The organism is Roseomonas sp. F4, from assembly GCF_053891155.1.
Genome location: NZ_JBSSHK010000003.1, coordinates 325,251 through 349,795 on the forward strand (window position 1 = coordinate 325,251; position 24,545 = coordinate 349,795).

Annotated in this window: 24 protein-coding genes; 12 read left to right on the forward strand and 12 right to left on the reverse strand. The window is 70.9% G+C overall.

The window, feature by feature from the left end; translation table 11 throughout:
- Positions 1 to 58: 58 nt before the first annotated feature.
- Positions 59 to 424: an OmpA family protein gene (locus ACVFYP_RS13790; RefSeq protein ID WP_499200761.1), complete on the forward strand. Its 366-nt coding sequence runs from the start codon at positions 59 to 61 to the stop codon at positions 422 to 424.
- Here ACVFYP_RS13790 and ACVFYP_RS13795 read toward each other — a convergent pair.
- Together ACVFYP_RS13795 and ACVFYP_RS13800 are read right to left on the reverse strand one after the other, a co-directional pair.
- Complete coding sequence (locus tag ACVFYP_RS13795; RefSeq protein ID WP_499200762.1) at positions 421 to 2,040, reverse strand: peptide chain release factor 3; 1,620 nt, start codon at positions 2,038 to 2,040, stop codon at positions 421 to 423. The genes ACVFYP_RS13790 and ACVFYP_RS13795 overlap by 4 nt on opposite strands.
- Positions 2,041 to 2,057: 17 nt before the next feature.
- On the reverse strand, positions 2,058 to 2,678 hold the full coding sequence (locus ACVFYP_RS13800; protein ID WP_499200763.1) for a class I SAM-dependent methyltransferase: 621 nt from the start codon (positions 2,676 to 2,678) through the stop codon (positions 2,058 to 2,060).
- 97 nt (positions 2,679 to 2,775) lie between these two features.
- Between ACVFYP_RS13800 and ACVFYP_RS13805 the strand changes: the two genes are divergently transcribed.
- The 3 genes from ACVFYP_RS13805 to ACVFYP_RS13815 all read left to right on the forward strand — a co-directional run bounded on the left by ACVFYP_RS13805 (position 2,776) and on the right by ACVFYP_RS13815 (position 5,303).
- Complete coding sequence (locus ACVFYP_RS13805) at positions 2,776 to 3,786, forward strand: hypothetical protein (RefSeq protein WP_499200764.1); 1,011 nt, start codon at positions 2,776 to 2,778, stop codon at positions 3,784 to 3,786.
- 30 nt (positions 3,787 to 3,816) lie between these two features.
- The gene (locus ACVFYP_RS13810) at positions 3,817 to 4,782 is read left to right on the forward strand and encodes a Bug family tripartite tricarboxylate transporter substrate binding protein (protein WP_499200765.1); all 966 of its coding nucleotides are present in this window, start codon (positions 3,817 to 3,819) and stop codon (positions 4,780 to 4,782) included.
- 83 nt (positions 4,783 to 4,865) lie between these two features.
- Complete coding sequence (locus ACVFYP_RS13815) at positions 4,866 to 5,303, forward strand: DUF6481 family protein (RefSeq protein ID WP_499200766.1); 438 nt, start codon at positions 4,866 to 4,868, stop codon at positions 5,301 to 5,303.
- Positions 5,304 to 5,379: 76 nt separating this feature from the next.
- On the opposite strand, the gene ACVFYP_RS13820 is transcribed toward ACVFYP_RS13815, so the two are convergent.
- From ACVFYP_RS13820 to ACVFYP_RS13845, 6 genes are all read right to left on the reverse strand, one after another.
- Positions 5,380 to 6,120 carry a maleate cis-trans isomerase family protein gene (locus tag ACVFYP_RS13820; RefSeq protein WP_499200767.1) on the reverse strand — a complete coding sequence of 247 codons (741 nt, stop codon included), beginning with the start codon at positions 6,118 to 6,120 and terminating at the stop codon, positions 5,380 to 5,382.
- Positions 6,117 to 7,265, reverse strand: coding sequence for an FAD-dependent oxidoreductase (locus ACVFYP_RS13825; RefSeq protein ID WP_499200768.1), 1,149 nt, complete (start codon positions 7,263 to 7,265; stop codon positions 6,117 to 6,119). The genes ACVFYP_RS13820 and ACVFYP_RS13825 overlap by 4 nt, the downstream gene beginning before the upstream one ends.
- Positions 7,255 to 8,517 carry an MmgE/PrpD family protein gene (locus ACVFYP_RS13830; protein ID WP_499200769.1) on the reverse strand — a complete coding sequence of 421 codons (1,263 nt, stop codon included), beginning with the start codon at positions 8,515 to 8,517 and terminating at the stop codon, positions 7,255 to 7,257. Before ACVFYP_RS13830 ends, ACVFYP_RS13825 begins: the two co-directional genes overlap by 11 nt.
- Positions 8,514 to 9,494 (reverse strand): Bug family tripartite tricarboxylate transporter substrate binding protein, encoded by a 981-nt coding sequence (locus tag ACVFYP_RS13835; protein ID WP_499200770.1) that lies wholly within the window; start codon positions 9,492 to 9,494, stop codon positions 8,514 to 8,516. Before ACVFYP_RS13835 ends, ACVFYP_RS13830 begins: the two co-directional genes overlap by 4 nt.
- A gap of 70 nt (positions 9,495 to 9,564) precedes the next feature.
- Positions 9,565 to 10,371 (reverse strand): enoyl-CoA hydratase, encoded by an 807-nt coding sequence (locus ACVFYP_RS13840; protein ID WP_499200771.1) that lies wholly within the window; start codon positions 10,369 to 10,371, stop codon positions 9,565 to 9,567.
- 149 nt (positions 10,372 to 10,520) lie between these two features.
- The gene (locus ACVFYP_RS13845) at positions 10,521 to 11,723 is read right to left on the reverse strand and encodes a CaiB/BaiF CoA transferase family protein (RefSeq protein WP_499200772.1); all 1,203 of its coding nucleotides are present in this window, start codon (positions 11,721 to 11,723) and stop codon (positions 10,521 to 10,523) included.
- A 93-nt stretch (positions 11,724 to 11,816) separates the two neighbouring features.
- On the opposite strand from ACVFYP_RS13845, the gene ACVFYP_RS13850 reads away from it, so the two are divergent.
- The 3 genes from ACVFYP_RS13850 (at position 11,817) to ACVFYP_RS13860 (ending at position 15,796) form a co-directional block, all read left to right on the forward strand.
- Entirely contained in the window at positions 11,817 to 12,560 is a 744-nt protein-coding gene (locus ACVFYP_RS13850; RefSeq protein WP_499200773.1) for an FCD domain-containing protein, read from the forward strand.
- Between the two features lie 83 nt (positions 12,561 to 12,643).
- On the forward strand, positions 12,644 to 13,666 hold the full coding sequence (locus ACVFYP_RS13855) for a TAXI family TRAP transporter solute-binding subunit (protein WP_499200774.1): 1,023 nt from the start codon (positions 12,644 to 12,646) through the stop codon (positions 13,664 to 13,666).
- Positions 13,667 to 13,765: 99 nt separating this feature from the next.
- The gene (locus ACVFYP_RS13860) at positions 13,766 to 15,796 is read left to right on the forward strand and encodes a TRAP transporter permease (protein ID WP_499200775.1); all 2,031 of its coding nucleotides are present in this window, start codon (positions 13,766 to 13,768) and stop codon (positions 15,794 to 15,796) included.
- A gap of 152 nt (positions 15,797 to 15,948) precedes the next feature.
- Here ACVFYP_RS13860 and ACVFYP_RS13865 read toward each other — a convergent pair whose 3' ends face one another.
- The 4 genes from ACVFYP_RS13865 to ACVFYP_RS13880 all read right to left on the reverse strand — a co-directional run bounded on the left by ACVFYP_RS13865 (position 15,949) and on the right by ACVFYP_RS13880 (position 19,080).
- On the reverse strand, positions 15,949 to 16,695 hold the full coding sequence (locus tag ACVFYP_RS13865) for a prephenate dehydrogenase/arogenate dehydrogenase family protein (protein WP_499200776.1): 747 nt from the start codon (positions 16,693 to 16,695) through the stop codon (positions 15,949 to 15,951).
- 220 nt (positions 16,696 to 16,915) lie between these two features.
- Entirely contained in the window at positions 16,916 to 17,503 is a 588-nt protein-coding gene (locus ACVFYP_RS13870; RefSeq protein WP_499200777.1) for a hypothetical protein, read from the reverse strand.
- 45 nt (positions 17,504 to 17,548) lie between these two features.
- The gene (locus ACVFYP_RS13875) at positions 17,549 to 18,271 is read right to left on the reverse strand and encodes an SDR family oxidoreductase (protein ID WP_499200778.1); all 723 of its coding nucleotides are present in this window, start codon (positions 18,269 to 18,271) and stop codon (positions 17,549 to 17,551) included.
- The gene (locus ACVFYP_RS13880; protein ID WP_499200779.1) at positions 18,268 to 19,080 is read right to left on the reverse strand and encodes an alpha/beta hydrolase; all 813 of its coding nucleotides are present in this window, start codon (positions 19,078 to 19,080) and stop codon (positions 18,268 to 18,270) included. Before ACVFYP_RS13880 ends, ACVFYP_RS13875 begins: the two co-directional genes overlap by 4 nt.
- Before the next feature lie 99 nt (positions 19,081 to 19,179).
- Between ACVFYP_RS13880 and ACVFYP_RS13885 the strand changes: the two genes are divergently transcribed.
- The 5 genes from ACVFYP_RS13885 (at position 19,180) to ACVFYP_RS13905 (ending at position 24,503) form a co-directional block, all read left to right on the forward strand.
- Positions 19,180 to 20,883, forward strand: a complete 1,704-nt coding sequence (locus tag ACVFYP_RS13885) for a cation:proton antiporter (RefSeq protein WP_499200780.1) — start codon at positions 19,180 to 19,182, stop codon at positions 20,881 to 20,883.
- Between the two features lie 116 nt (positions 20,884 to 20,999).
- Positions 21,000 to 21,560, forward strand: a complete 561-nt coding sequence (locus tag ACVFYP_RS13890; RefSeq protein WP_499200781.1) for a TetR/AcrR family transcriptional regulator — start codon at positions 21,000 to 21,002, stop codon at positions 21,558 to 21,560.
- Entirely contained in the window at positions 21,557 to 22,591 is a 1,035-nt protein-coding gene (locus ACVFYP_RS13895) for a hypothetical protein (protein ID WP_499200782.1), read from the forward strand. The genes ACVFYP_RS13890 and ACVFYP_RS13895 overlap by 4 nt, the downstream gene beginning before the upstream one ends.
- Entirely contained in the window at positions 22,588 to 23,793 is a 1,206-nt protein-coding gene (devC, locus tag ACVFYP_RS13900) for an ABC transporter permease DevC (RefSeq protein ID WP_499200783.1), read from the forward strand. The genes ACVFYP_RS13895 and devC overlap by 4 nt, the downstream gene beginning before the upstream one ends.
- Positions 23,793 to 24,503 (forward strand): ATP-binding cassette domain-containing protein, encoded by a 711-nt coding sequence (locus tag ACVFYP_RS13905; protein WP_499200784.1) that lies wholly within the window; start codon positions 23,793 to 23,795, stop codon positions 24,501 to 24,503. Before devC ends, ACVFYP_RS13905 begins: the two co-directional genes overlap by 1 nt.
- Positions 24,504 to 24,545 lie beyond the last annotated feature (42 nt).

The following is a 24,545-nucleotide window of genomic DNA, read 5'->3' on the forward strand; positions in this document are numbered from 1 at the left end:
GTCGGAACGTCAAGGCGGGCGGCTCGCCAGGGACGGCCGGGCATGGGATGGCTGGGGCATGACAGCGCGCCTCGCCCTTCTCCTCGTCATGCTGGCCACGCCCGCTTTGGCGCAGCCCCAGCCCCCGGCCTGCCTGTTCCCGCGCGGCAGCGATGTGCTGGAGGAGGACTGCCTGGCCCTGCTGGCCGAACTCGCCACCGCCCCGGGCCGTTTCGAGCTGCGCGGCTATGCCCAGGACCAGCAGGGACCGCGCCTCGACGGGCTGCTGAGCCGCCGGCGGGTGGAGGCGGTGGCGGAGGAACTGCGCCGGCTCGGCGTGGCGCCGGACCGGCTCACTGTACGGACACCGCCGGCCGAGGCGCGGGACATGCGCGGCACGGTGGACCCTTTCCGGCGACGGGTGGAGATCGAACGGCGCGATTAGCGCACCATCGCCACCAGCCCACTCTGCTCCCGCACCGCATCGAAGCGCAGCGCGGGAAACTCCTCCTCCGCCCGCTTCCGGCGCCAGTCGCTGCCGAACAGGGCGACATATTCGCCGTCATGGTCGGTGGCGGTGTCGCCGCGATTGGTGGTGGCCCATTTCTCGATGGCCGCGCGGTCGCCGCCGGGGGCGGAAATCCAGCGCATGGTCTGCCAGCGGGTCTCGTCGAAGCCCGCCGGCACGCCGTATTCCACCGACAGCCGCGATTTCAGCACGTCGAGCTGAAGCTGCCCGACCACGCCGACGACGGGTGGCGAGCCATCCAGCGGCCGGAACACCTGCACCACGCCCTCCTCCGCCAACTGGTCGAGCGCCGTGCGTAGCTTCTTGGCCAGCATCGGGTCGCCGAGGCGTACATGGCGCAGGATTTCCGGCGCGAAGCTGGGCACGCCCCGGAAATTGATGTCCTCGCCCTCGGTCAGCGTGTCGCCGATGCGCAGCGTGCCGTGGTTGGCGATGCCCACCACGTCGCCGGGCCAGGCCTCCTCCGCCACCTGCCGTTCCTTGGCGAAGAAGAACAGCGGGGCGTTGACCGGCACCTGCTTGCCGGTGCGCACTTGGCGCAGCCGCATGCCCTTGGTCAGCCGGCCGGAACACAGCCGCACGAAGGCCACGCGGTCCCGGTGATTCGGGTCCATATTCGCCTGCACCTTGAAGACGAAGCCGGTCAGCTTCTCCTCCGCCGCATGGACCGGGCGCTTGTCGGATTCGCGGTCGCCGGGCGGCGGGGCGAAGTCGGCCAGGCCTTCCAGCAGATGGCCCACGCCGAAATCGCGCAGCGCCGAGCCGAAATAGACCGGCGTCAGCGTGCCTTCCCGGAACTTTTCCAAATTGAACTGCGCGAGCCCGGCTTCCGCCAGTAGAATGTCCTCATAAAGTTGGGTGGCGCGTTCCTCGCCCACCAGTTGCCCGATTTTTGGATCATCCGGCCCGCTGACCGGAATGCCGCCCTCCTCGGTCGCATCCACCGGCATCAGGCGCTTCGCCAGAATGTCGTAGGTCCCCCAAAAAGTGCTGGCGCGGCCGACGGGCCAGGCGACGGGGGCGGCGTCCAGTGCCAGGGTCTGCTGGATCTCGTCGATCAGCTCGAAGGGATCGCGGGCCTCGCGGTCCATCTTGTTGACGAAGGTGACGATCGGGATGTCCCGCAGCCGGCACACCTCGAACAGCTTTCGGGTTTGGCTTTCGATACCTTTCGCGGCGTCCAGCACCATCACGGCGGCGTCCACCGCCGTCAGCGTCCGGTAGGTGTCCTCGGAAAAGTCTTCGTGGCCCGGCGTGTCCAGCAGGTTGAACACCATGCCGTCGCGCTCGAAGGTCATGACGCTGGTCGCGACCGAGATGCCGCGATCCTGCTCGATCTTCATCCAGTCGGACCGGGTGCGCCGGGCATTGCCCTTGGCGCGCACCGCCCCGGCCAGCTGGATGGCGCCGCCCTTGAGCAGCAGCTTCTCCGTCAGCGTGGTCTTGCCGGCGTCCGGATGGGCGATGATCGCGAAGGTGCGCCGGCGGGCGGCTTCGCGCGCGACGGTGTCGAGGGCCGGGGTATCACTCATGCGGGGGCTATAGCCTGTCAGGCCGTCCGGGCGAAGGCCAGGCGGGTCCAGCTCACCCCGCCGCGGCCCAGGGTATCATCCGTTTCCTGGCGGCGAAGCAGCGTGAGCCCCGCGGCGGCGGCCTGGGCGATCACCTCGGCGGGATCCACCGCATGCATCACCCGGCCCTCCGGCACCGGCCCGTGGCGCAGTGACAGCCACATCTGCCCGCCCGGCGCCAGCAACCCCGCCAGCACCGGCATGGCCCGCGCCCGGTCCCCGGCCTCCAGATGCATCCAGACGGCGGTCAGCAGCATCAGGTCGAAGTCCAGGCCCTGGGCGCGTAGTGCCGTCAGATCGGGCAGCCCGTCATCGAGCCAGGTGAGGCGCGGATCGGGGTGCAGGGCCGCGCCGCCTTCCCGCAATTCGGCCGTCGGCTCCACCGCCAGCACCTGGTGGCCCATCGCCGCCAGCGCCGCCGCGTCCCGGCCGGTGCCGGCGCCGATATCGACCACCCGCGACGGCGCGGGCGGCAGCAGGTCCAGGAAGGCGCCGTGCAGTGTGGCGAAGCTGATGCTTTCGTACTGCCGCAGCAAAGCGGGGGCCTCCGCGGCATAGCCTTGCGTGCCGGGGCGGGTGGGGAAGGGGGGCTCGTCCATCGCCGAACCATACCCATCCCTGGCCCGGCTGGCACCGCCATTCCGATCCTGGAATCAGCCCATTGACCCGCCGTGGCGGGGCGCGATACGCAAGCTCATGCAGAACGGCCGCCTCGCAATCCTGCACATTGGCGGGGAGAAGACCGGCTCCACCACCCTGCAGACCACTCTCGCCGCCAACCGTACGGCGCTGGCAGAGCAGGGCGTTCTCTACAGCCGTGCCGCCGGCGCCCAGAACCATCTGAAGCTGGCGCTGCATGCCACGGAGGGCCGCGGCACCGGCGACCTGCGCGCCATGGCGGGGCTGGAGGATGAGGCCGATTTCGCCGCCTTCCTGCGCGACTTCCCCGCCGAATTGCGGGCGGAGGCCGAGGCCAGTGACGCCCGGCTGATCTTCTATTCCAACGAACACCTCGCCTCCCGCATCCGGGATGCGGATGGGGTGCGCCGGCTGTGGTCGCTGCTCGGGCCGATCGCGGATGAGATCAAGGTGCTGTTCTACGTACGCCCGCAGCCGGAGCTGGTGCTGGCCGGCTGGTCCACCATGCTGAAATCCGGCGCTGCCGAGCCCTTCGACCTGGCCCGGCTGCTGCGCCACGGCACGCCGCTGGATCATGCCGCGGTGCTGGATCGCTGGAGCGGCTATTTCGCCGAACCCTATTGGATCCTGCGCGCCTATCAGCGCCAGGCGATGGCCAAGGGCGATATCGTGGCGGATGTGCTGGCCTGCTGCGACATTCCGGCGGAGGCGGTGCCGCGCCGCCTGGCGCCGATGAACCGCAGCCTGGATGCGGCCACCGCCGAATTCCTGCGCCTCTACAACGCCGCCGCCGGCCCGACCGCCCCGGGGCGAGGCCGGCTGATCCAGGCGCTGGAGGCGATGTCGGACGGCCCGCCGATGCGGCTGCCGCCGAAGATGGCGGAGCAGGTCGCCGCCTATTTCGCCGAGGGCAATGCCCGCCTGGCCCGCCGCCTGCTGGGGCGGGAGGCGCTGTTCCAGCCGGCACCGCCCGAGCCCGGCGTGCTGCCGGCGCTGGAGGCGGAGGACGCCGTGCGCATCGCGGCGCGGCTGTGGCATCTGGCACATGAGATGCATACCAGGTCATGATCTGACCTCCATCGCCTGAGGATGCCCGCCATGCATCGCCGCAGCCTGCTTGCCCTTCCCTTGCTCGCCGCGGCCGCGCCGGCCTGGGCCCAGGGCGCCTATCCGCAGCGGCCGGTGCGGCTGATCGTGCCTTTCCCGCCGGGTGGCACCACCGATGTCCTGGCGCGCGCCATCGCCGCCAAGTGGCAGGAGGGTTGGGGCCAGCAGGTGGTGGTGGAGAATCGCGGCGGCGGCGGCGGGGTGATCGGCGCCGAGGCCGCCTTTCGCGCCACGCCGGATGGCACCACGCTGGTGCTCGGCAACAACCAGACCCATGCGACCAATGGCGCGCTGATCCCTGGCCTGCCCTATGACCCGGCCGGCTTCGCCGCCATCACTCTGGTGGCCCGCGCGCCGCATGCCCTGGTGGTGCCGGGATCATCCCCGGCGCGGACGGTGGCGGATCTGGTGGAGCTGGGCCGGCAGCCGGGCCGGGGCCTGTCCTATGCCTCCTCCTCCGCCGGCTCCTCCTCTCATCTGATGAGCGAGACCTTTGCGCGGCGGAACGGCATGAACGCCACCCATGTGCCCTATCGCGGTGCCGCGCCGGCGGCGATGGACCTGGTGGCGGGCACGGTGGACTTCATGATGGCGACCTGGGCCAGCGTTTCCGCCCTCGCGGCCGATGGCCGCATCCGGGCGCTGGGCGTCGGCGGTGCCGAGCGCTTCCCCGACCTGCCGCAGGTGCCGACGCTGCGCGAACAGGGCTACGACTATATCTCCGGCGACGCCTGGTTCGGCCTGTTCGCCCCGCGCGGCACGCCGGACCCCGTGCTGGCGGCGGTGTATCAGGCGACGGAGGCGGCGCTGGCCGATGGCGCGGTGCGGGGGCGGCTGGAGGCGGCGGGCTTCCGGGTCGCCACCATGCCGCCGGCCGAATTCGGCGCCTTTCACCAGGCGGAGGTGGTGCGCTGGGCGGCGCTGGTGCGGGAATCCGGGGTGACATTGACCAATTGAGGCGCTTCTGGATGGGAGGGTTGCACCGGACGCGCAGCGATCCCCCCTTTTCCCCCGGCATGACAAAGGCTACATAACCATCCATGCAGGCACGCAAGCTATTTGACTTCAACGACCGTCGCAACGCGGCGGAAGAGGCACGGAAGAAGACGGCGGAGAAGTTCCAGTCGCTCAAGTCGCGACTCTCCGATCCGGAAGTGCAGCGGAAGCTGGCGGAGCAGAAGGCGATCGCCGATGCGCGTGCCGCCCGCCTCGCCGAACGCGCCGCCGAGAAGGCCGCGGAAGCCGCCCGCATCGCCGCCGAGAAGGCCGCCGCCGAGGCCGCTGCCGCCATCGCACGCAAGGAAGCCGAGCGCCTCGCGATCGAGGAAGCCCAGCGCGCCCGTATCGCCGAGATCGACGCGCAGAACCGCAGCGTGATCCTGGACGCCGAGAAGAAGGCCCGCGCCTTGGCGATGGCCGCCGAGCAGAAGGCGAAGCGCGACGCCCGCTACGCCGCCCGCAAGCAGCGCACCAAGTAGCCTGGGCGACACCGCCGCATCCGCGGCGGACGAGACGACGAACCCCCGGACATCCGGGGGTTTTGTCGTTCTGGGGTCAGAGCTTCTCCGCCAGATCCGGGCAGCACATCGCCAGCGTCGCGCTGGCCCGTAACCCCAGCCGCCGCGACACCGCGAAGGCGCAGGCGAGATTTGAAGAAATCATCGGCACGCCGATGCGCCCCGCCATCCAGCCCATCGCATCGATGGTCGGCATCCCGGTGCCGGACAGCAGCACCGCACAATCCGCCGGCGGCGCCAGCTTCGCGAGCCCATCCGCCACCTCCTCCGGCGACAATTCATAGGCCCGGAAGGTGTCGGAGACCTTGTGGCTCTCCACCAGATCGAGCCCGGCGGCGCGCCAGTAGCGCTCCGCCCGCTCCGTCAGCCAGCCCGGATAGGGCGAGAACAGCAGCAGTTTTGGGCGCCCCAGCGCCGCCAGCGCCTCCGCGATGGCGCGGGCGGCCAGCAGCACGGGGCGGCCGGCGCTTGCGCTCAGCCGGTCCTGCAGCGCGGCATCCTCGGCGGGCGGCTGGGCGTAGCTCGGCCCGGTGATGCCGACCACCACGGCATCCAGCGCCAGCGCGCCGAAATCGCCGAAGGACTCGGCGATGGCGGCCGGGTAGGCGGCGTTGCGCTGTTCCAGCGTGGTGCCGGGCATCACCGGCAGGCGGGTGACATGCAGCGCCACGCGCGGGGGCAGCAGGTCCCGCATCTCCGGCTCCACCGCCGGATTGGCGGAAGGGGTGAGCAGGCCGATGCGATGCGTCGGCAGATTTTGAGGCGTGGGCCAACTCATTGCGGCATTCCCACCTTGGCCAGATCCAGCATCGACGCCTCCCGCGCCCAGACCAGTCTTTCCGAATCCGTCAGGGCCGCCATCCGCGCCACCTCTTCGCCCGGGCTGGCGGCGACGCGGCTGTCGGTGCGGGGCAGCAGGGACTGGCGCACCACGCGCAGCCGGGCATCGGCCCAGTCCTGCAAAAGCTGCTCATCCTCCCCACCCAGCACCAGGTCCAGCGTGGCGGCCAGGGTCATCGCGTCGTGTATGCCGGCATTCATGTTCATGCCGCCACGGGTATTGGTCAGATGCGCCGCATCGCCGGCCAGCAGCACGCGGCCGGCGCGATAGGCGGTGGCCATGGCGCGCTTCACGCCATAGACGTCACGCCCCTCGATCTCCATCCCGGCCGCCTGCGGCAGGAAGCGGGCGATGCGGGCGCGGGCGTGATCCTCCGCCATCGCCTCCGCATCCGTCATCTCCGGCGCGATCCGGAAAATCAGCCGCCAGACGGTCGGCATGCGCAGCAGGGAACAGGAACCGGTCTCGTCATAAAGGTAGCCGAGCCCGTCCAGCCCCGGCACCACCTCGCGCAGATCCAGCGGCGTCAGCAGCCTCAGCACGCGATGGGCGTAGTCATTGGTCTCCGCCTCGATCCCCGCCAGGCCGCGCAGCGCGCCGGAGGCGCCGTCGCAGCCCACGGCGTAGCGGGCGCGCAGCGTGCTGCCATCGGCGGCGCGCAGCGTGACGCCCGTATCATCCTGGCTCATTCCGACCACCCCGGCCTGGAAGCGCACACATCCCAAGGGCAGGGCGGCAAGCAAGGCCGGCGTCAGATCCTGCTGTTCCCGGTGCCAGCGGAAGGGAAAGCCGGTTTCGGCCGCCAGAATGCCGAGGTCGATGCCCGCCGCCTCCCCGGTATCGGAGCGCCGCCACAGAATGCGGTCCACCCGCACGCCGCCGGGCAGCAGCGCTTCCAGCACGCCCAATTCCTGCAAGGCATCCAGCGTCGGCGGATGGAAGGTGGAGGCGCGGGAGGCGGCGGACAGACCCTCCCGCTTCTCCAGCACCCGGACGGCCACGCCGCGCTTGGTCAAGGCGAGGGCCAGCGCCAGCCCGACCGGGCCGGCGCCGGCGATCACCACCTCCGTCTCATCGAACATGGAACAGGCCCTCCGCCGGGGCATCGCGCAGCAGCGCGGCGATGGCGCGCGTGACGCCCGCCTCGCCCAGCGCCGGTGTCGCGAAGCGTGTGAATTTTTGCACGGTCTCGGCCTCCGTCATCGGATGGCCGGGGTCGCCGGTGACGTGGTGGGCGGACTCGGACAGGCCGTCGATGGTCACCGTGGCGCCGCGCAGGCCGGCCGTTGTCAGGGCCTTATCCTCCACCAGTTCGACCGCCGCTTCCAGCGCCCGCAAGGCGGGATCGGCCAGCGCGGCCTCGGTATAGGCGGCGGGGCCGAGATCGCCCTGGGCCAGCGCCGCGGCGACTGCCCAACTCAGGCTGAACTGGGCCGAGATCGCGGCCTTCGGCGCGCGGTTGCCGGCATAGCGCAACGCCTCGGCATAGGTCGCGACGGTGATGCGCGCGGGCGGCGGGGTCAGGCGCGGGCGGAGCGCCAGGGCGGCGGCGGCGGCGTAATGCGCGTGGCGGACGCCGGCAAAAGGTTTTTGGTAGCTTTCCTCCAGCAGCCATTCGCCGGCCGGCGCCATGACGACCGGCGTCTCGTGGCCCAGCGCGATGCGTCGGGCTTCCGCGAAGCCGGCCTCCGGCGCGTCCATGCCCGCGGCGGCGGCGGCGGCGGACATCTGGCCGAGCAGCGCGGCATGGGCCGGAAAGCTGTTGCGCCCGTCCATGCCGGCGGCGATCGGCGCATACATCGCGAAGGGAATCTGGCAGGCCGTCAGCCGCACCGCGCGCGCCACACCCGCCGCATCCAGTCCGGCCAGCCGTGCGGCGCAGGCGGCCGCACCCAGGCTGTGCCAGGACCCGTCCACATGCATCCCCGGCCTGATCCGCCAGGCCTCCCCGGCCCGGGCCGCGACCTCATAGCCCAGCGCGAAGGCGGCGAGCGTCAGGCGCGGATCGGCGCCCTGGGCGCGCGCCACCAAGGCGAGCGGTGCCACGGGCAAGGCCGGCCGGCCATGGGCGCGGGCCAGCCCCTCATTCGCCTCGTCCCAGCAAGTTGCGGCGGCGAGCACGGCGGCGGCGGCGGCGGGGGCGAGATGCGCCCCGGCCAGCGCCACCGCCCCCGGAAACCCCGCCTGCATCGCCTGCGCGAAGGCGGCGACGCGCGGATGGCCGAGCCCGGCCAGGGCGCAGCCCAGGCTGTCCAGCAGCAACAGCCGGGCCCGGCCTTCAGCCGAGCCATGCGGCCCGCCAAAAGCCCAGTCGATGACGGGAAGCAAGGTCAATCCGCGCGCGCGCCGGACCGGGTCACGGCATCGCGCCAGACGCGGCGTTCCCGCGCCATCAACTGCGCCAACGCCACGCGGCCCTGCGGCATGGCATCCGCCTGGCGCTGCGCCAGCAGCGCGATCCAGGCCGGGCTTTCCAGCACCTGGCGCAAGGCAGTTTCCAGCGCCGCCAGCACCGGCTCGTCCAGCTTCGACTGGGCGAAGATGCCGTACCAGGGGCTGGCATCGAAGCCCGGCACCGTCTCCGCCACCGCCGGCACATCCGGCATGGCGCGGAAGCGGGTGCCGGAGGTCACCGCGATGGCCTTCAGCGCGCCGCCCGCACCGACCTGCGGGGCGGAGGTGGCGAGGCCGTCGAAGGCGAAGGGGATGGTGCCAGCGACCATATCCGTCAGCAGCGGGGCGCTGCCGCGATAGGGCACATGCGTCATCTCCAGCCCCGTGACGGAACGCAGCAATTCCATCGACAGATGGGTGAAGGAGCCGACGCCGTTGGAGCCATAGGGCAGGCCGCCCGGCGTCGCCTTCACCTTGGCGATCAGATCGGCGAGGTTGGTCACATCCGGCAAGGCGCGCGGCGAGACCACCAGCAGGTTGGGCTGCTGCGCCATCATGGCGAGCGGCACGAAATCGGCGTCCGGATCGTAGCTGAGGCGGGCGAACAGCACCTTGTTGATGGCGATGATGCCCTGGGTCGCCACCAGCAGCGCATGGCCATCCGGCGTGGCCCGCGCCACCGCCTCCGCCGCCAGGTTGCCGCCGGCGCCTGCGCGGTTTTCCACCACCACCGGCTGGCCCAGCACCGGGGTCAGCTGGTCCGCCACCGCGCGGGCCAGGATATCGGTCAGCCCGCCGGGGGCGAAGGGCACCACCAGCCGGATCGGCCGGGTCGGGCGCCAGCTGTCCTGGCCGTAAGCCAGCATCGGCGCCGCGAGGGCGCTTCCCAGGATCAGGCGGCGGGTGACGGGCAGCATGGGCAGGACTCCTGACTTGGTCCTGACAAATGCACCCGCGACGCGCCCCCCGTCCAGAGTGGGCCGGCGGTCAGCGGCCCTTGAACTGCGGCGGGCGCTTTTCCATGAAGGCGCGACGGCCTTCCACATAGTCCTCGCTGGCGAAGCAGGCCTTGACCATGGCGTCGCAGGCGGCCTCGTTGGCCTCGCCACGATCCTTCAGCGCCTGGCCGATGATGAACTTGGCGCTGCCGACCGTCAGCGGCGCATTGCCGGCGATGGTCTTGGCGTAGTCCGTCACGAAGGATTCCAGCTGGTCGTTCGGCACCACCCGGTTCACCAGCCCCATCACGCGCGCATCCTCGGAGGACCACTTCTTCGCGGTGAAGAAGATCTCCTTGGCGAAGGACGGGCCGACCAGATCGACCAGCTTGCGCAGGCCGTGCAGCGGGTAGCCCAGGCCGAGCTTGGCCGCCGGCACGCCGAAGCTGGCGCTTTCGCCGCAGATGCGCATGTCGCAGCACACGGCCAGCGCGGTGCCGCCGCCGATGCAATGGCCCTGGATCATGGCGATGGTGGGCTTCGGGCAGTCATAGACCGCGTCATAGGCGCGGGCCGTCTGCGCCTGATAGGCAGCGACGGCCGCTTCCCCGCTGCGCTCGCTCTCGAACTTCGAGATATCGGCACCGGAGACGAAAGCGCGGCCCCCGGCGCCGGTGAGGACAACCACGCGCACCGCCGGATCGGCGGTGAAGTCCGCCATGATCCGCTCCAGCGCTTCCCACATCTCCATGGAGACGGCGTTGTGCCGCTCCGGGTTGTTGAAGGTCACCCAGCCGATGCCATCGGCCTTGCGGGCCAGCATCTTCTCCGAACCCGTCACGATCATGCCGTCCATCGCATCCACCTTTTTGTCACATGAAAAGCCCTCTCCCCCCGACGGGGGGGGGTTGAACGCATGCGTTCAACGGGCGGGTGAGGGGGGGGGCATCCCCAAAACAGGACGGAACGCCGCCCTGACCCCGCATCCTCAGTAGGGCAACAGTCTCAAACCACCTGGCGCTTGTGCAGATCGGCGATGGTCGCCGCATCCAGGCCCAGCTCGGCCAGCACCGCATCGGTATGCTCGCCGATCGCCGGCGGATGCGTCACGATCTTCGATGGCGTGCGCGACATGTCGATCGGCTGGCCGACATAGGCGACCTTGCGGTTGCCGCCGTTCAGCGTCTGCGCGATGCCGAGATGCTGCACCTGCTCGTCGGCAAAAACCTCGTCCACCTTGTTGATCGGGCCGCAGGGCACGCCGAGGTCGTTCAGCGCCTTCACCCAATGCGCGGTGGTGTTGGTCTTGGTCACGTCCTCGATCATCGCATTCAGCGCGTCGCGATTCTCGCTGCGCAGCGCGCCGCTGTTGAAGCGCGGATCGGACTTCCATTCCGGCTTGCCGAGGCCGTCCGCGCAGCGTTCCCAGATGCGCTGGCCGGAAGCCGCGATGTTCATATAGCCGTCGCTGGTCTGGAAGACGCCGGTCGGGATGCTGGTCGGGTGGTTGTTGCCCGCCTGCTTCGGCACCTGGCCTTCCATCAGCCAGCGGCTGGCCTGGAAGTCCAGCATGAAGATCTGCGCCTGCAGCAGGCTGGTCTGCACCCACTGGCCCTTGCCGGAGACTTCACGCTCCAGCAGCGCGATGAAGATGCCCTGGGCGGCGAACAGACCCGCGCAGAGATCGGCGATCGGGATGCCGACGCGCACCGGGCCCTGGCCCGGCAGGCCGGTGATGGACATCAGCCCGCCCATCCCCTGGGCGATCTGGTCGAAGCCCGGGCGGGTGGCGTAGGGGCCGTCCTGGCCGAAGCCGGAAATGCTCGCATAGACCAGGCGCGGGTTCACCGCGGAGAGCGACTCATAGTCGATGCCGAGCCGCGTCTTCACATCCGGTCGGAAATTCTCGACCACCACATCGGCCTTCTCGACCAGCTTCTTCAGCAGGGCGACGCCGTCCTTGTCCTTCAGGTTCAGCGTCATGCCGCGCTTGTTGCGGTGCAGGTTCTGGAAGTCGGAGCCCATGCGCGGCCCGCCCATCGGGTCGCCCTGGTCCAGACCTTCCGGCATCTCGATCTTGATGACGTTCGCGCCCCAATCGGCCAGCTGCCGAACGCAGGTGGGGCCGGAGCGCACGCGGGTCAGGTCGAGGACGGTGAAGCGGGACAGGGCAGTCGATGCCTGGGGCGATGTGTCGGCCTGCGACATGGCGTTTCTCCTTCTCGGGCGCGTTTTCTAGCACCACCCGGGCCCTGCGCAAACTGTTGACAAACTGCACTTGCCCCCGGCAAGCTTGCAAACATGGACGAGTCCCAAAAGCGCGCCGCGGCCCTGGAGATCGTGCGGACCCGATCCCTCGCCTCCCTGGTTTCGCAGGAGATCGAGGCGATGATCCTCGATGGCCGCCTGCCGGCTGGCGAAAGGCTGAACGAACAGCAACTCGCGCTGCGCCTCGGCGTCTCCCGCGGCCCGGTACGGGAAGCAGTGCGGGGGCTGGAACGATCCGGGCTGGTGGTCTCTGTCCGCAACCAGGGCAGCTATGTGCGCAGTGTCAGCGCGACGGAGGCGCTGGAGATCTACGACCTGCGCGCCGTGCTGACCGGCCTCGCCTGCGCCCGGCTCGCCGGCAGCGCCACCCCGGCGCAGATCGAACAGCTCGGCGCGCTGGTGCGGCGGATGGAGGCGGCCTGGGCCGCGGATGCCGCCTCGGCTTATTACGCCGCCAACCTGGAATTCCACGCCACGCTGCTGGCCCAGGGCGGCGGCCCGCGCGGGTTGCGCATCTATGAGGACCTCGGCAACGAGCTGCACCTGTTCCGCCGCCGCGCTTTGGTGGAGCCGGAGAATATGCGCGAGAGCAATGCCGAGCACGCCGCCATCCTGGCCGCCATCGCCGCCGGTGACGCCGAGGCGGCGCGCACGGCCGGGGAGAAGCATATCGCCGGCGGCAAGCGCCGCTTCCAGGCCACCGATGTTAGCCGCCCGGCCGCGCCGGGGGCAGTGGAGGTGGTGGCCACGGCCAGGCGGCGGCGGCGCACCGGCTGATCGCCGGGTGGCAAGGTTGTCGCCAAGCCCTTTCCCTGATTAGGCTAGGCCGGCACTGGTCGATTCCAAACGGGGACAAGCAGATGAACGAATTTTCCATGACGCGGCGCGGCCTTGGCCTCGCCGCTGTCGGCGCCGCCATGGCGCCGGGCCTTGCCGTCGCCCAGGCGCCGCAATTCTTCCGCATCGGCACCGGCTCGGCCGGCGGCACCTACTACCCGATCGGCGGCATCATCGCGAACGCGATCTCCTGCCCCCCGGGCGCGCCCTGCAACACCGCCGGCGCCACCGATGGCGTGCCCGGCATGGTCGCCGTGGCCGTCGCCACCCAGGGCAGCGTCCAGAACGTCAACCTGATCCAGTCCGGCAATGCCGAGGCCGGCTTCACCCAATCCGACGTCGCGCATTGGTCCTACACCGGCACCGGCCTGTTCGAGGGTCGCCCGAAGGTCGACCGGCTGCGTTTCGTGGCGCATCTGTTCCCGGAACACATCCACGCCGTGGTGCGCCGCGACAGCGCCATCCGGGGCTTCTCCGACCTTCAGGGCAAGCGCATTGCCATCGGCCTGCAGGCCAGCGGCGCGCGCATCGGCGCGGAGATGATCCTGGAGGCCAATGGCCTGCGCGCCGGCCGCGAATACACCGCGGAATTCCTGAACCAGGCACAGGGGACGGAGCGGATGCAGGATCGCGGCCTGGACGCGACCTTCACCGTGGTCGGCTACCCGGCCGCCGCCTTCACCGAATTCTGCAGCCGCGCCGGCTGCCGCATCCTGCCGATCCAGGGCGAGGAGGCGCAGAAGGTCATCGCTCGCGCCCCCTTCTACGGCACCGGCACCATCCCGCGTGGCGCCTATGAGGGTCTCGAGGCCGATGTGCCGACCCTCACGGTGGGCGCCGTTCTGGCGGTGCGCGACAGCGTGCCGGAGGCGACGGTCTATGCCATCACCAAGGCGCTGTGGTCCGACACGACGCGCGGGTTGTTGGACCGTGGCCATGCCAAGGGCCGCGAGATCGTCAAGGAAGGCGCGCTGACCGGCCGCGGCGTGGTGCCCTTCCACCCGGGCGCCGAGCGCTACTACCGCGAGAACAACATCCTGCGCTGATCCGCGCCGGCTGAACCTGCCCCGCCCGGCCCACGCGAAAGCGTCGGGCCGGGTTCTGCATTCTGGACTGTTTCACTTCCCCCACCCGAGGCCCTGACCATGAGCGGCTCCCCCGCGCCCAACAAACTCGACCTGGAGGCCGCGGCGCGGCTGGAGAAGGAGGTGGACAGCGAGCTCCGCTTCCGTGATCTGACCGGATGGACTGCCCGGCTGGTCTCCGTGCTGCTCGTCGCCCTGTCGGTCTTCCACTACTACACGGCGGGCTTCGGCATCCTGACCGAGCACTGGCACAAGGCGATCCACCTGGCCGCCGTGCTCAGCCTGATCTTTCTTCTGTTTCCGGGCGGGTTTCTCTCCGTGGGCCCGCGCATCGGCGGCGTGCCGGTGCTGGACTGGCTGTTCGCCGCGGCGGTGACGGCGGCGACCATCTACCTGCCGCTGATCTTCGATGACCTGACCTTCCGCATCGGCAATCCGAGCCAGACGGATGTGGTGATGGGCACCATCATGGTGGTGCTGGTGCTGGAGGCGACGCGGCGATCGATGGGCGCGATCCTGCCCGGCATCGTCGTGCTGTTCATCCTCTATGCCCTGTTCGGCAACCACCTGTCCGGCGTGCTGGCGCATCCCGGCTCCGACTGGTCGGGCTTCGTCAACCATGTCTACCTGACGCAGGAAGGCATCTTCGGCATTCCGGCCAAGGTGGTCGCCACCTTCGTCTTCCATTTCGTGCTGTTCGGCGTGATCGCCACGCGGATGGGCCTCGGCCAGTTCTTCATCGACCTGGCCAGCATCATCGCCGGGCGCTACCCGGGCGGGCCGGCCAAGGTCGCGGTGCTGTCTTCCGCCATGTTCGGCAGCATCAGCGGGTCCTCCATCGCCAATACCGTCACCACCGGATCGCTCACCATCCCGGCGATGAAGAAGGTGGGCTACAAGCCGCATTTCGCGGGCGCGGTCGAGGCCGCGGCCAGCGCGGGCGGGCAGATCACCCCGCCGATCATGGGCGCTGCCGCCTTCGTCATGATCGAGTTCCTGGAGATCCCGCTGACCACGCTGCTGATCGCGGCGGCGGTGCCGGCGGCGATGCATTTCTGGGGGGTCTTCGTGCAGGTGCATTTCGAGGCCAAGCGCCTCGGCCTGCGCGGCATGGAGCCGCATGAGATTCCGAAGCTGTGGCCGACCATCCGCGATGGCTGGCCCACCGTGATCCCGCTGGTGGCGCTGGTCTGGGTGATCGTCGATGGCTACACGCCCTATCTCGCGGCCTTCGTCGGCATCACGCTCTGCGTCATCGTGGGCTTCCTGAATCCCCGCAACCGGCTGACCCTGCGCGACCTGTGGGACGCGCTGGACATGGGCGCGCGCTATGCTCTGGCGGTGGGCGCGGCGGCGGCGGCGGTGGGCATGGTGGTCGGCGTGGTGACGCTGACCGGCGCCGGCTTCCGCGTCGGCTTCATCGTGACGCAGGCGGCGGCTAGCACGGCGCAGTGGTTCGCGCCGATCTTCGACATTCTGCCGCCGGCCTTCGGCACCCTGGCCGGGCTGACCCTGTTCCTGACTCTGGTCTTCGTGGCGGTGATCTGCATCGTCATGGGCGCCGGCATCCCGACCACGGCGCTGTACATCGTGCTGGCGGCGATCGCGGCGCCGGCCGTGATCCAGCTCGGCGTGCCGCCCTTGGCCGCGCATCTGTTCATTCTCTACTACGGCATTCTCGCGGATCTGACGCCGCCGGTCTGCGTCGCCGCCTATGCGGCGGCGGGCATTGCGGGCTCGAACCCCTTCCGCACCGGGCTGACCGCCTTCCGGCTGGGCGCGGCGAAGGCCACCGTGCCCTTCGTCTTCGCCTATGCGCCGGTGATGCTCATCATGGTGGATGACTTCACCCTGGCCAGCTTCCTGTTCGTCACCATCACCTGCGCGCTCGGCGTGCTGGTGCTGGGCATCGGGCTGACGGGCTATGCCTTCACCCATATGGGCATCGGCTCCCAGCTCGGCCTGGTGGCGGCGGCGCTGCTGACCATCTCGCCCAGCGGCCCGATGACGGCCGTGGGCGCGGCGATCGCGGTGCCCATCCTGGCCTGGAATTTCGTGCGCAGCCGGCGAGAGACGGCCGCGCTGGCCTGAACCAGGGTCAGCTTCATGCTGGCGGGCCGGTCTCTTGACCGGTCCGAGCGCCCGAATGGGCGCCGCGGCATGTGCCGCGTAACCAAGCCGCCGGAGACGGCGCCCGGCGCTTGAGGGCGGCCCGGAGCGGTCACGCGATAGGGCCGTTGGAATTAAGCCGGGTGCTCCAGCGCCCGGCCCATCTCCGCGGTCAGCTCCAGGAAGCGGGTGCGCACCTCGGCGGCATAGGGGTTGGCGCGCTCGATGGCGTCGAAGACGCCGGGCGGGTCGTGCCGCACCATGCCGACCGCCTGCATCAGCAGGTCGAAGCTTTTCGTCGTCATGCGCTGGGGCAGCGGCTCCATCCGCACGAGCACGGCGGCGATCAGATGCGTCAGGCCCTGCGCCACCGCCATGTCGCGGTCATGCGCCTCCGGCGTCGTCAACACCACGCGAAGCCCCAGCCAGTGACGCAGGAAGGCGCCGATGCGGAAGGCGGCGCGTCCGCGGATGGGACACAATGCGAGCTTCAGCCCGGCAATGCCGTCCCGCGCGCTTTGCGGCCCGAACAGCGGATGCGTGCCGACGATCTCCACATCCGCTGGCAGCCCCGCCAGCATCGCCCGGGCCGGCACCACCTTCACCGAGCCGACATCGACCACCACCGTGCCGGCACGCAGATGCGGGCGCAGCGCGGCGATCACCGTCTCGAAGCGATCCACCGGCACGGCCAGCACCACGATCGGGCAGGCGGCCGCGGTCGCCAGATCGGTGAAGGTCACGCCCTCCTCGGGCGCCAGCCCTGCCGCTTGGTCATACGCCAGCAGGTCGCAATGGGGGCGCAGATGGCGGGCCATCAGCCGGCCGAAGGCGCCGAAGCCGATCAGTCCAAGGGTGGGGCGGGGCAAGGCGGCCGTCATCACGCGAACTCCATAGGGGCGCTTCGACGACTGGCGGGTCTTGCTTGGGATCAACCGCCAGGGACGAGGCGGTTGAGGGAACATGACGCACCCGGCCGCTAGGATAGCGGCGCGTAATACCGGCGAGAGGTGGCGGTGCGGATCATGGGCCGGATCAGGGACCGCGGGCGGCCCGCTGTCAAGCCGGTGCCCGGCTCGCGCCGGGATCGCGTGCGGCCGGTCAGCGGGGCGGCTCGGTGCCCTTCGCGACGGCCAGGAATTCGGGCCGCCGCTCGGCGAAGCCGTCCACCTCGCCGACGCAGACGGTGGTGGTGCGGCCGCGAGGGGTTTCCAGAATGGTGAACAGGGTGCGGATTTCCTGCGCGCGGGCGGGAATGCCGTCGCGCGGGCGGATCATCCCCTCCATCAGCAGCCCCACCACATCCCCCTGCCGGTAGGTTTCCTGGTGCTGGATGTCATAGAGGGCGGACATGGTACGGATCACGGTTTCGCGCCATTCCGGGGCCTGCATGGTCTCGTTCAACTGCGCCTGGCTCAGCCCGGCATTCTGCGGCGCCTCCGCGAAGGCCACCTGGCAGCCCGTGTCCCTGTCCGCCGGCCGGCGCACCCGGAAGATCGCGGCATAGGGCGCGCGGGCCGGGGCGGAGCTGGCCTGGTAGTCCGGTGGCGGCGTGACGGACAGGCCCGTGGTTGGGTCCTGCATCGGCTGCGCCAGCGCCACGCCACCCAGGGCGCATAGCGCCGCCGCCATCATCGCCACCCGCATCGCCGCATCCTTGTCCTGCCGTTCGTGGCGATAACGCGGCATGGCGCCCGGCGCCGCGTGGCTCCGCCGGACGTGAAGCGCGGCGCTTCAGACCGGCGCGAGGCCCACCGTCAGCCCGCCGCAGACATACAGCACCTGCCCGGTGACGAAGCCGCTGCGCGCATCCAGGAAGAACTGCACGCCATTGGCTACATCCTCCGGCGTGCCGAGGCGTTTCACCGGCACGCCCTCGATGATCGCGCGGGTGCGGGGGCTGTTGTCGGGATTGGCGCGCTTGAACAATTCCGTCGCGATGGGCCCCGGGCCGATGGCGTTGACCGTGATACCATCGGCGGCGAGTTCCAGAGCCCAGGTCCGGGCCAGCCCGATCAGACCGGCCTTCGATGCGCCATAGGCGCTGCGCAATTCCTTCCCCAGGGCGGCGCGGGAGGCGATGTTGACGATGCGCCCAAAGCCCGCCGCGCGCATCGCCGGCAGCAGCGCCTGCGCCGCCAGCACCGCGCTGCGGAGATTCACCTCCATCACCGTGGTGAGGTCCTCGACCGAGGTTTCCTCCAGCGAGGCCGGCTTCACCACGCCCACATTGTTCACCAGCCGCGTCGGCCCATGCGCCGCCACGACCCGCGCCAGCACATCCCGCGTCATCGCCAGGTCGGCGAAGTCGCATTCGAAGAAATCCTCGATGGGCAAAGGGGTTTCGGGCGCGCGCAGGTCGAGGTTCACCACCCGCCAGCCGGCTTCCGCCGCGCGCTGCGCGATGGCGCGGCCAATGCCGCCCGAGCCGCCGGTCACCAGCACCGTTTCCGTCACCTGTAGGTGTCCTCCAGCCAATAGCCCAGCCGATCCGCCAGGCTTTCCCAGCCCAGATCGAGCATCATCGCATGTCCCATGCCGTCCAGCAGCGCGAAGGGCGCGGCGTGCCAGGTGGCGGTGCGCACCACCGTATCGGGCGGCACCAGCGGGTCGCGCCGGCCGCCGAAGACCACCGCGGGCTTGCCGAGCCCCCAGGCGCAGGGCACCGGCTGTGGCGCCTGCGCCTCCAGCAGCGCCAGCCGGCTTTCAGGCCGCAGCCGCGCCAGATGGCTCTGCGCCAGCGCGTCGGGCATGCCGGGGCCGAAGAAGGCGCGGCGCAGCGGCGCGGCATCGGCGGGGCCGGGTTCCGTCATCCGGGCCACGGCGCGCCACAGCGGCGGGTCGGCCATGGCGAGGCGCCAATTGGCCCAGGCCAGCCCCTCCGGCGGCGCCGGCGCCAGCAGGGCCATGCCCGCGACTTCGGGCGCATCCAGCATTCGCTGCGCCACCAACCCGCCGAGGGAATGGCCGATGACCACCACGCGCCGCCGCAGCGCGGCCAAGGCGGCGCGGGCATCCGCCACGTAATCGGCCAGGCTGGCCGGCGCCTGAGGCGGTCCCGGGTTGAAGCCGGGGGCGAAGACCGCATGGCCGGCGGCCGCCAGGCGTCCCGCAAATCCCTCCGCCCAGACCCAGGCGCCGCAGGATGCGCCGTGCAGCAGCAGCAGCGCCGGCGCGTCGGGGCGCGAGGCAGGGGTGTCCCAGGCGAGCATGGTGCCGCGGGAGAAGGCGAGTTCATGGGGGTCGGGGGCGCGCATCGCCGGCATGTTGGCAAGGCACCGCCGTGGCGACAACGGGGGTGCGACACCCTATCCGACGCTTCGGCGGCGCGGCATGCTGTTGCCATGCCGCACGGACCAGACCCCATGCTGGCGACCATCGTCGCCTGCATCCTGCTCGCCTTCATTTTTGGTACCGGCGCCCGCATGCTGCGGCTGCCGGCGCTGATCGGCTATATCGCCGCCGGCGTGCTGATCGCGCCCTATCTGCCCGGGGCGGTGGCCGAGCGCGGCATGGTTTCCGCCATGGCGGAGGTCGGCGTGGCGCTGCTGCTGTTCAGCATCGGCCTGCATTTCCGCCCCGCCGACCTGCTGGCGGTCTGGCGCGTGGCGGTGCCGGGGGCGGTGGCGCAGATCGGCATCGCGCTGGGCGCGGGGGCGCTGGTGGGCATCGGGCTGCTGGACTTGGCACCTGCGCCGGCCCTGGCCTTCGGCCTGGCATTGGCCATCTCCTCCACCGCCGTCGCCACCAAATCGCTGGAGGAACGCGGCAAGCTCGGCGGGCCGGTCGGGCGGCTGGCGCTCGGCTGGCTGGTGATGCAGGACCTGGTCGTGGTCTTCGCCTTGGTGCTGCTGCCGGCGTTGGCCGGCGGCGTGGGCGCCGGGGCTGTGGCGATGCTGGCGGGGCTCGGCCAGGCGGCACTGTCGCTCGCCGCCTTCGTGCTGCTGATGGCGCTGGTCGGGCGGCGGGTGCTGCCCTGGGCGCTGCAATGGGTGGCGCGGACCGGGTCCCGCGAATTGTTCACCCTGGCCGTGCTGGCGGCGGCGCTGGGGGTGGCGGTGCTGGCCTCCTCCCTGTTCGGCGTGTCCTTCGCCCTCGGCGCCTTCTTCGCCGGGGTGCTGCTGGGGGAGAGTGATGTGGGCCATCAGGCGGCGGCGGAAGCCACACCGCTGACGCGCATCTTCTCCGCCATCTTCTTCGTCTCGGTCGGGCTGCTGCTGGACCTGACCCAGGTGGCGGACCAGCCTTTGGCCGCGCTGGCGGCCACGGCCTCCGTTATCCTGGTGATCGGCGGCTCCGTCCTGGCGCTGCTACTGGCCTTCCGGGTGCCGCCGCGCATCGCCCTGCTGGTCGCGGCGGGGCTGGCGCAGATCGGCGAATTCTCCTTCCTGCTGACCGAGGTCTCGATCCGCCAGGGCCTGCTGCCGGAGGCGGTGCGCGGCCCGGTGCTGATGGCCGCGATCGGCAGCATCATCGCCACCCCCCTGCTGCTGAAGGCGGCGGAAGCGCTGGCGCCGGGCCTGGAACGTCGCCTTGCCGGCCGCAGGCCCGCTGCGGCCCCACGCCCGCCGCCGGTCCCCTGGCCGGTGCTGACCGACCACGCCATCGTGGTCGGCGCCGGCCGGGTCGGCGCCACCATCATCGGCGCGCTGCGCCGCCATCACCTGCCGCTGATCGTGATGGAGGAGGATCGCGCGGCGGTCGAACGGCTGGCGGCGGAAGGCGTGCCCGCCATCTGGGGCGATGCTACGCGGCCGGAGGTGATGGAGGCCGCGCATCCCGAACGCGCCCGCATCCTGGTACTGGCCCTGCCCGGCGCGCTGGAGGCGCGGGAGGTGCTGCGCCTCGCCCGCCAGGCCAATCCCGATATCCAGACCGTGGTGCGCAGCCATTCGGACACGGAGACGGTCTGGCTGGAGGCCGAGGCCGGAGTCGGGCTGGTGATGATGGGGGAGCGGGAGATCGCCCTCGGCATGGCCGATTTCGCCATGCAGCGCCTGGGACTCGCCGCCAGCACGGCGCAGGCGACGGTCGATGTGCTGCGGCGTCGCCCGGCCGAGGGCGCCTGATCCTAGACGGTCCGGCCGAGGGCGCCTGATCCGCTAGAGGGTCCGGCCGAGCGAGGGCTGATCGCTGTACCGTCTGGCCGGTTGACTTACCGTCCGGACGGTACATCTAAAGCCGCATGGTCGATTCCCAACCCGATTCCCGCACCCGCATCCTCGATGCCGCCGAGGCGATCGTGCATGCGCGCGGCGTGCCGGCCCTGACGCTGGAAGCCGCGGCGCGCGATGCCGGCATTTCCAAGGGCGGGCTGCTGTACCATTTCGCCTCCAAGGAGGCGCTGCTCACCGGTCTGCTCGGCCGGCTGGCGGAAGCCATGGCGGTGGATTTCGAGGCGGCGGTGACCAGCCAGCCCGAAGGTCCGGGCCGCACCGCCCGCGCCATGCTCGACTGGGCCTTTGGCGCGGCGGTGCCGGGCTGCGAGCTGCAGGACCGCGCGGCGGCGGTCTTCCTGGCCGCCTTCCACCACGACCCCGCGCTGCTCGACCCGATCCGCGACGTCTTCGCTCGGATGCGGACGGCGCTGGCCCAGGACGGGCTGCGACCCGGCGCCGCCCAGGCGATCATGTGCGCCACGGATGGGCTGTTCATGTCGCATGTCTTCGGCCTTTACCGCATGGATGAGGCCGAGCTGGCCGCGGTGCGCCAGGCCCTGGACCTTCTGCTGGAACCCGCCCGATGACCCGCCGAGGCAAGCTTTTGACCTTTGCCCTGCTGCTGGTGGTGGCCGGGGGTGCCTATGTGGCGCTGGGTGGCGGCGCCGCGCCGCCAGCGCCGGTCGCCGCGGCGCCTTCCGGCCCCGCCGGGGTCGGCGCCCTGGGGCGGGTGGAACCGGCCTCGCGCATCCGCCGCCTCGCCCCCGGCAATGCGCAGGAAAGCCCGCGCATCGCCCGGCTGCTGGTGGAGGAGGGCAGCCAGGTCCGCGCCGGCCAGGTGGTGGCGGAATTCCAGGATGCGGGGTTGAAGGACGCGGCCCAGGCCCAGGCCGCGGCGCAGCTCGCCCAGGCGGCCGCGCGGCTGGCCCGTACCCGTGCCGGCGGCCGCGAATCGGAGGTGACGGCCCAGCGCGCCCGCGTTGAGGCCCTGCGCAACGCCGAGGCCAGCGCAAGGCGCGAGGCCGAGCGGGCGGAGCGATTGGAGCGCAGCGGTGCCGGCGCCGAGGCGACCGCGGAGCGCAATCGCTTCGCCGCCAACCGCGCCCGCGCCGAGCGGGCGGAGGCGGAGGCTGCGCTGGAAAGCCTGCTCGGCCCGCGCCCCGAGGACCTCACCTTGGCCGAGGCTGAATACGCCGCCGCCTCGGCCGCTTTGGCCCGCGCCCAGGCGGAAGCCGCCCTGGCCCGGCTGCGCGCCCCGATCGACGGCACCGTGCTGCGGATTCTCGCCCGGGCCGGGGAGGCGGTGAGCAGCGACGGCGTGCTGGAGATGGCAGATCTGACGGCGATGGATGTCGTCGCCGATGTCTTCGAGACCGACCTGCCCCGCCTGCGCCCCGGCGCCGCCGCGGAAATCCTGGTGCCCGGCGAGCCGCGCCGCTTCGCCGCGACGCTGCGGGAGATCGGCTGGCAGGTGCGCCGCACCACCCAGGCGAGCACCGATCCGGTGGCGGCGGTGGATGCGCGAACGGTGGAGGTGCGGCTCGCCCTGGATGCCGCCGGCGTCGCGGCGCTGGCGCGGCGGTCCAACATGCAGGTCCAGGTGGCGATCCAGCCGTGAGCGCCGCTGTCCTCCCCGCCCGCCAGCCGCCGGGCTTCGCCGCCGCGAGCCTGCTGGCGCTGCGGCTGGCCTGGCGGCAATTGTGGTCGGAGAAGGCGCGGCTGGCCTCCGCCATCGCCGGCGTCATGTTCGCCTGCGTGCTGGTCTTCATGCAGCTCGGCTTCCGCGCCGCGCTGTTCGACAGCGCCACGGCGCTGATCGGCGCCATGCGCGGCGACCTTTTCCTGATGCATCCGCTGACCACCGCCAGCTTCCGCCCCGAACCCTTCCCCCGCGCCCGCACCTTCCAGGCGCTGGCCCTGCCGGAGGTGGAGCGCGCCGTGCCGATCTACCTAGCGCAGAGCACCTGGCGGAACCCGGCCGATGGCAGCCGCCGCACCATCCAGCTGATCGGCGTGGACACCGATGCGGGGGTGATGGATTTTCCGGGCCTCACCCCGCTGATCGGCGCGCTGCGCCGGCCGGATACGGTGGCCTTCGATGGCCGTTCCCGCCCCGAATTCGGCCCTGTGGCGGACATCCTGGCGCAGCGCGGCCCCTTTGGCGTGCAGGTCGGCAATCGCGACATGGAGGTGGTCGGGCTGGTGGAGATCGGCCCCTCCTTCGGCGCGGATGGCAATCTGGTGCTGTCGGATGTGAATTTCCGGCGCGTGGTGAAGGAGCGGCTGGTGTCCTCCATCGACCTCGTTGCCATCCGGCTGCGGCCAGGCAGCGACGTGCTGGCGACGCAGCGCCGCTTGCAGGAGATCCTGCCGCCCGATGTGATGGTGCTGACCCAGGCGCAGCTCGACGCGCATGAGCGTGCCTATTGGGAGGAGGCGACGCCGATCGGCTTCATCTTCTCCTTCGGCAGCCTGATGGGTCTGATCGTCGGCATGGTGATCGTCTACCAGATCCTGTTCAGCGACATCGCCGGGCATCTGAAGGAATACGCGACGCTGAAGGCCATGGGCTATTCCAACTTCTATCTCGGCCAGGTGGTGCTGGGGGCGGCGCTGATCCTGGCGGTGGGGGGCTTCGTGCCGGGCATGCTGGTGTCCATCCTGCTCTACGACCTGGTCGGCGGCGCCACCTTCCTGCCGCTGGCCATGGATGTGCCGCGCGCCACCACCGTCTTCCTGATGATCTTCACCATGTGCGCGGTGGCCGGGCTGCTGGCGATGCGCAAGCTGCGGGACGCCAATCCGGCGGACATGTTCTGATGGGCCCCGTGGAAGCCCCCGTGGAACTGCGCGGCATCACCTTCGCCTATGGCGAGGGCGAGTTGCGCAAGGCGGTGCTGCGCGACGTGGGTCTGACGGTGGCGCCCGGGGAGATCGTGCTGCTGACCGGCCCCTCCGGCAGCGGCAAGACCACGTTGCTGACGCTGATCGGCGCGCTGCGCGGTATGCAGGAGGGCAGCGCCCGCGTGCTGGGGCAGGAGCTGCGCGAGGCCGGGGAGGCGGCGCGGGTGCGGCTGCGCCGGCGCATCGGCTTCATCTTCCAGAGCCACAACCTGCTGGGCTTCCTGACCGCGCGTCAGAACGTGGCGATGGCGCTGGAGCTGGAGGCGGGGATGTCGGACCGCCAGCGGCTGGATCGCGCGGCGGAGCTGCTGACCCTGGTCGGGCTGGCCGACCATCTGGACAAGCTGCCGGCCCAGCTTTCAGGCGGCCAGCGCCAGCGTGTCTCCGTCGCCCGCGCCCTGGCGGGGGAGCCTGGCCTGGTGTTGGCGGACGAGCCCACCGCGGCGCTCGACAAGGCCAGCGGGCATGAGGTGGTGCAGCTTCTGCGCAACCTGGCGAAGTCGCGCGGCGTGCCGATCCTGCTGGTGACGCACGACCCGCGCATCCTGGATATCGCCGACCGGGTGGTGGCGATGGAGGATGGCCGCATCGTCAGCGCCACCGCGCAGAACAACGCGGCGGCCTGAGGTCCGGTCCATTCGTACTGGATTCGAAAAATATTGCTGTAA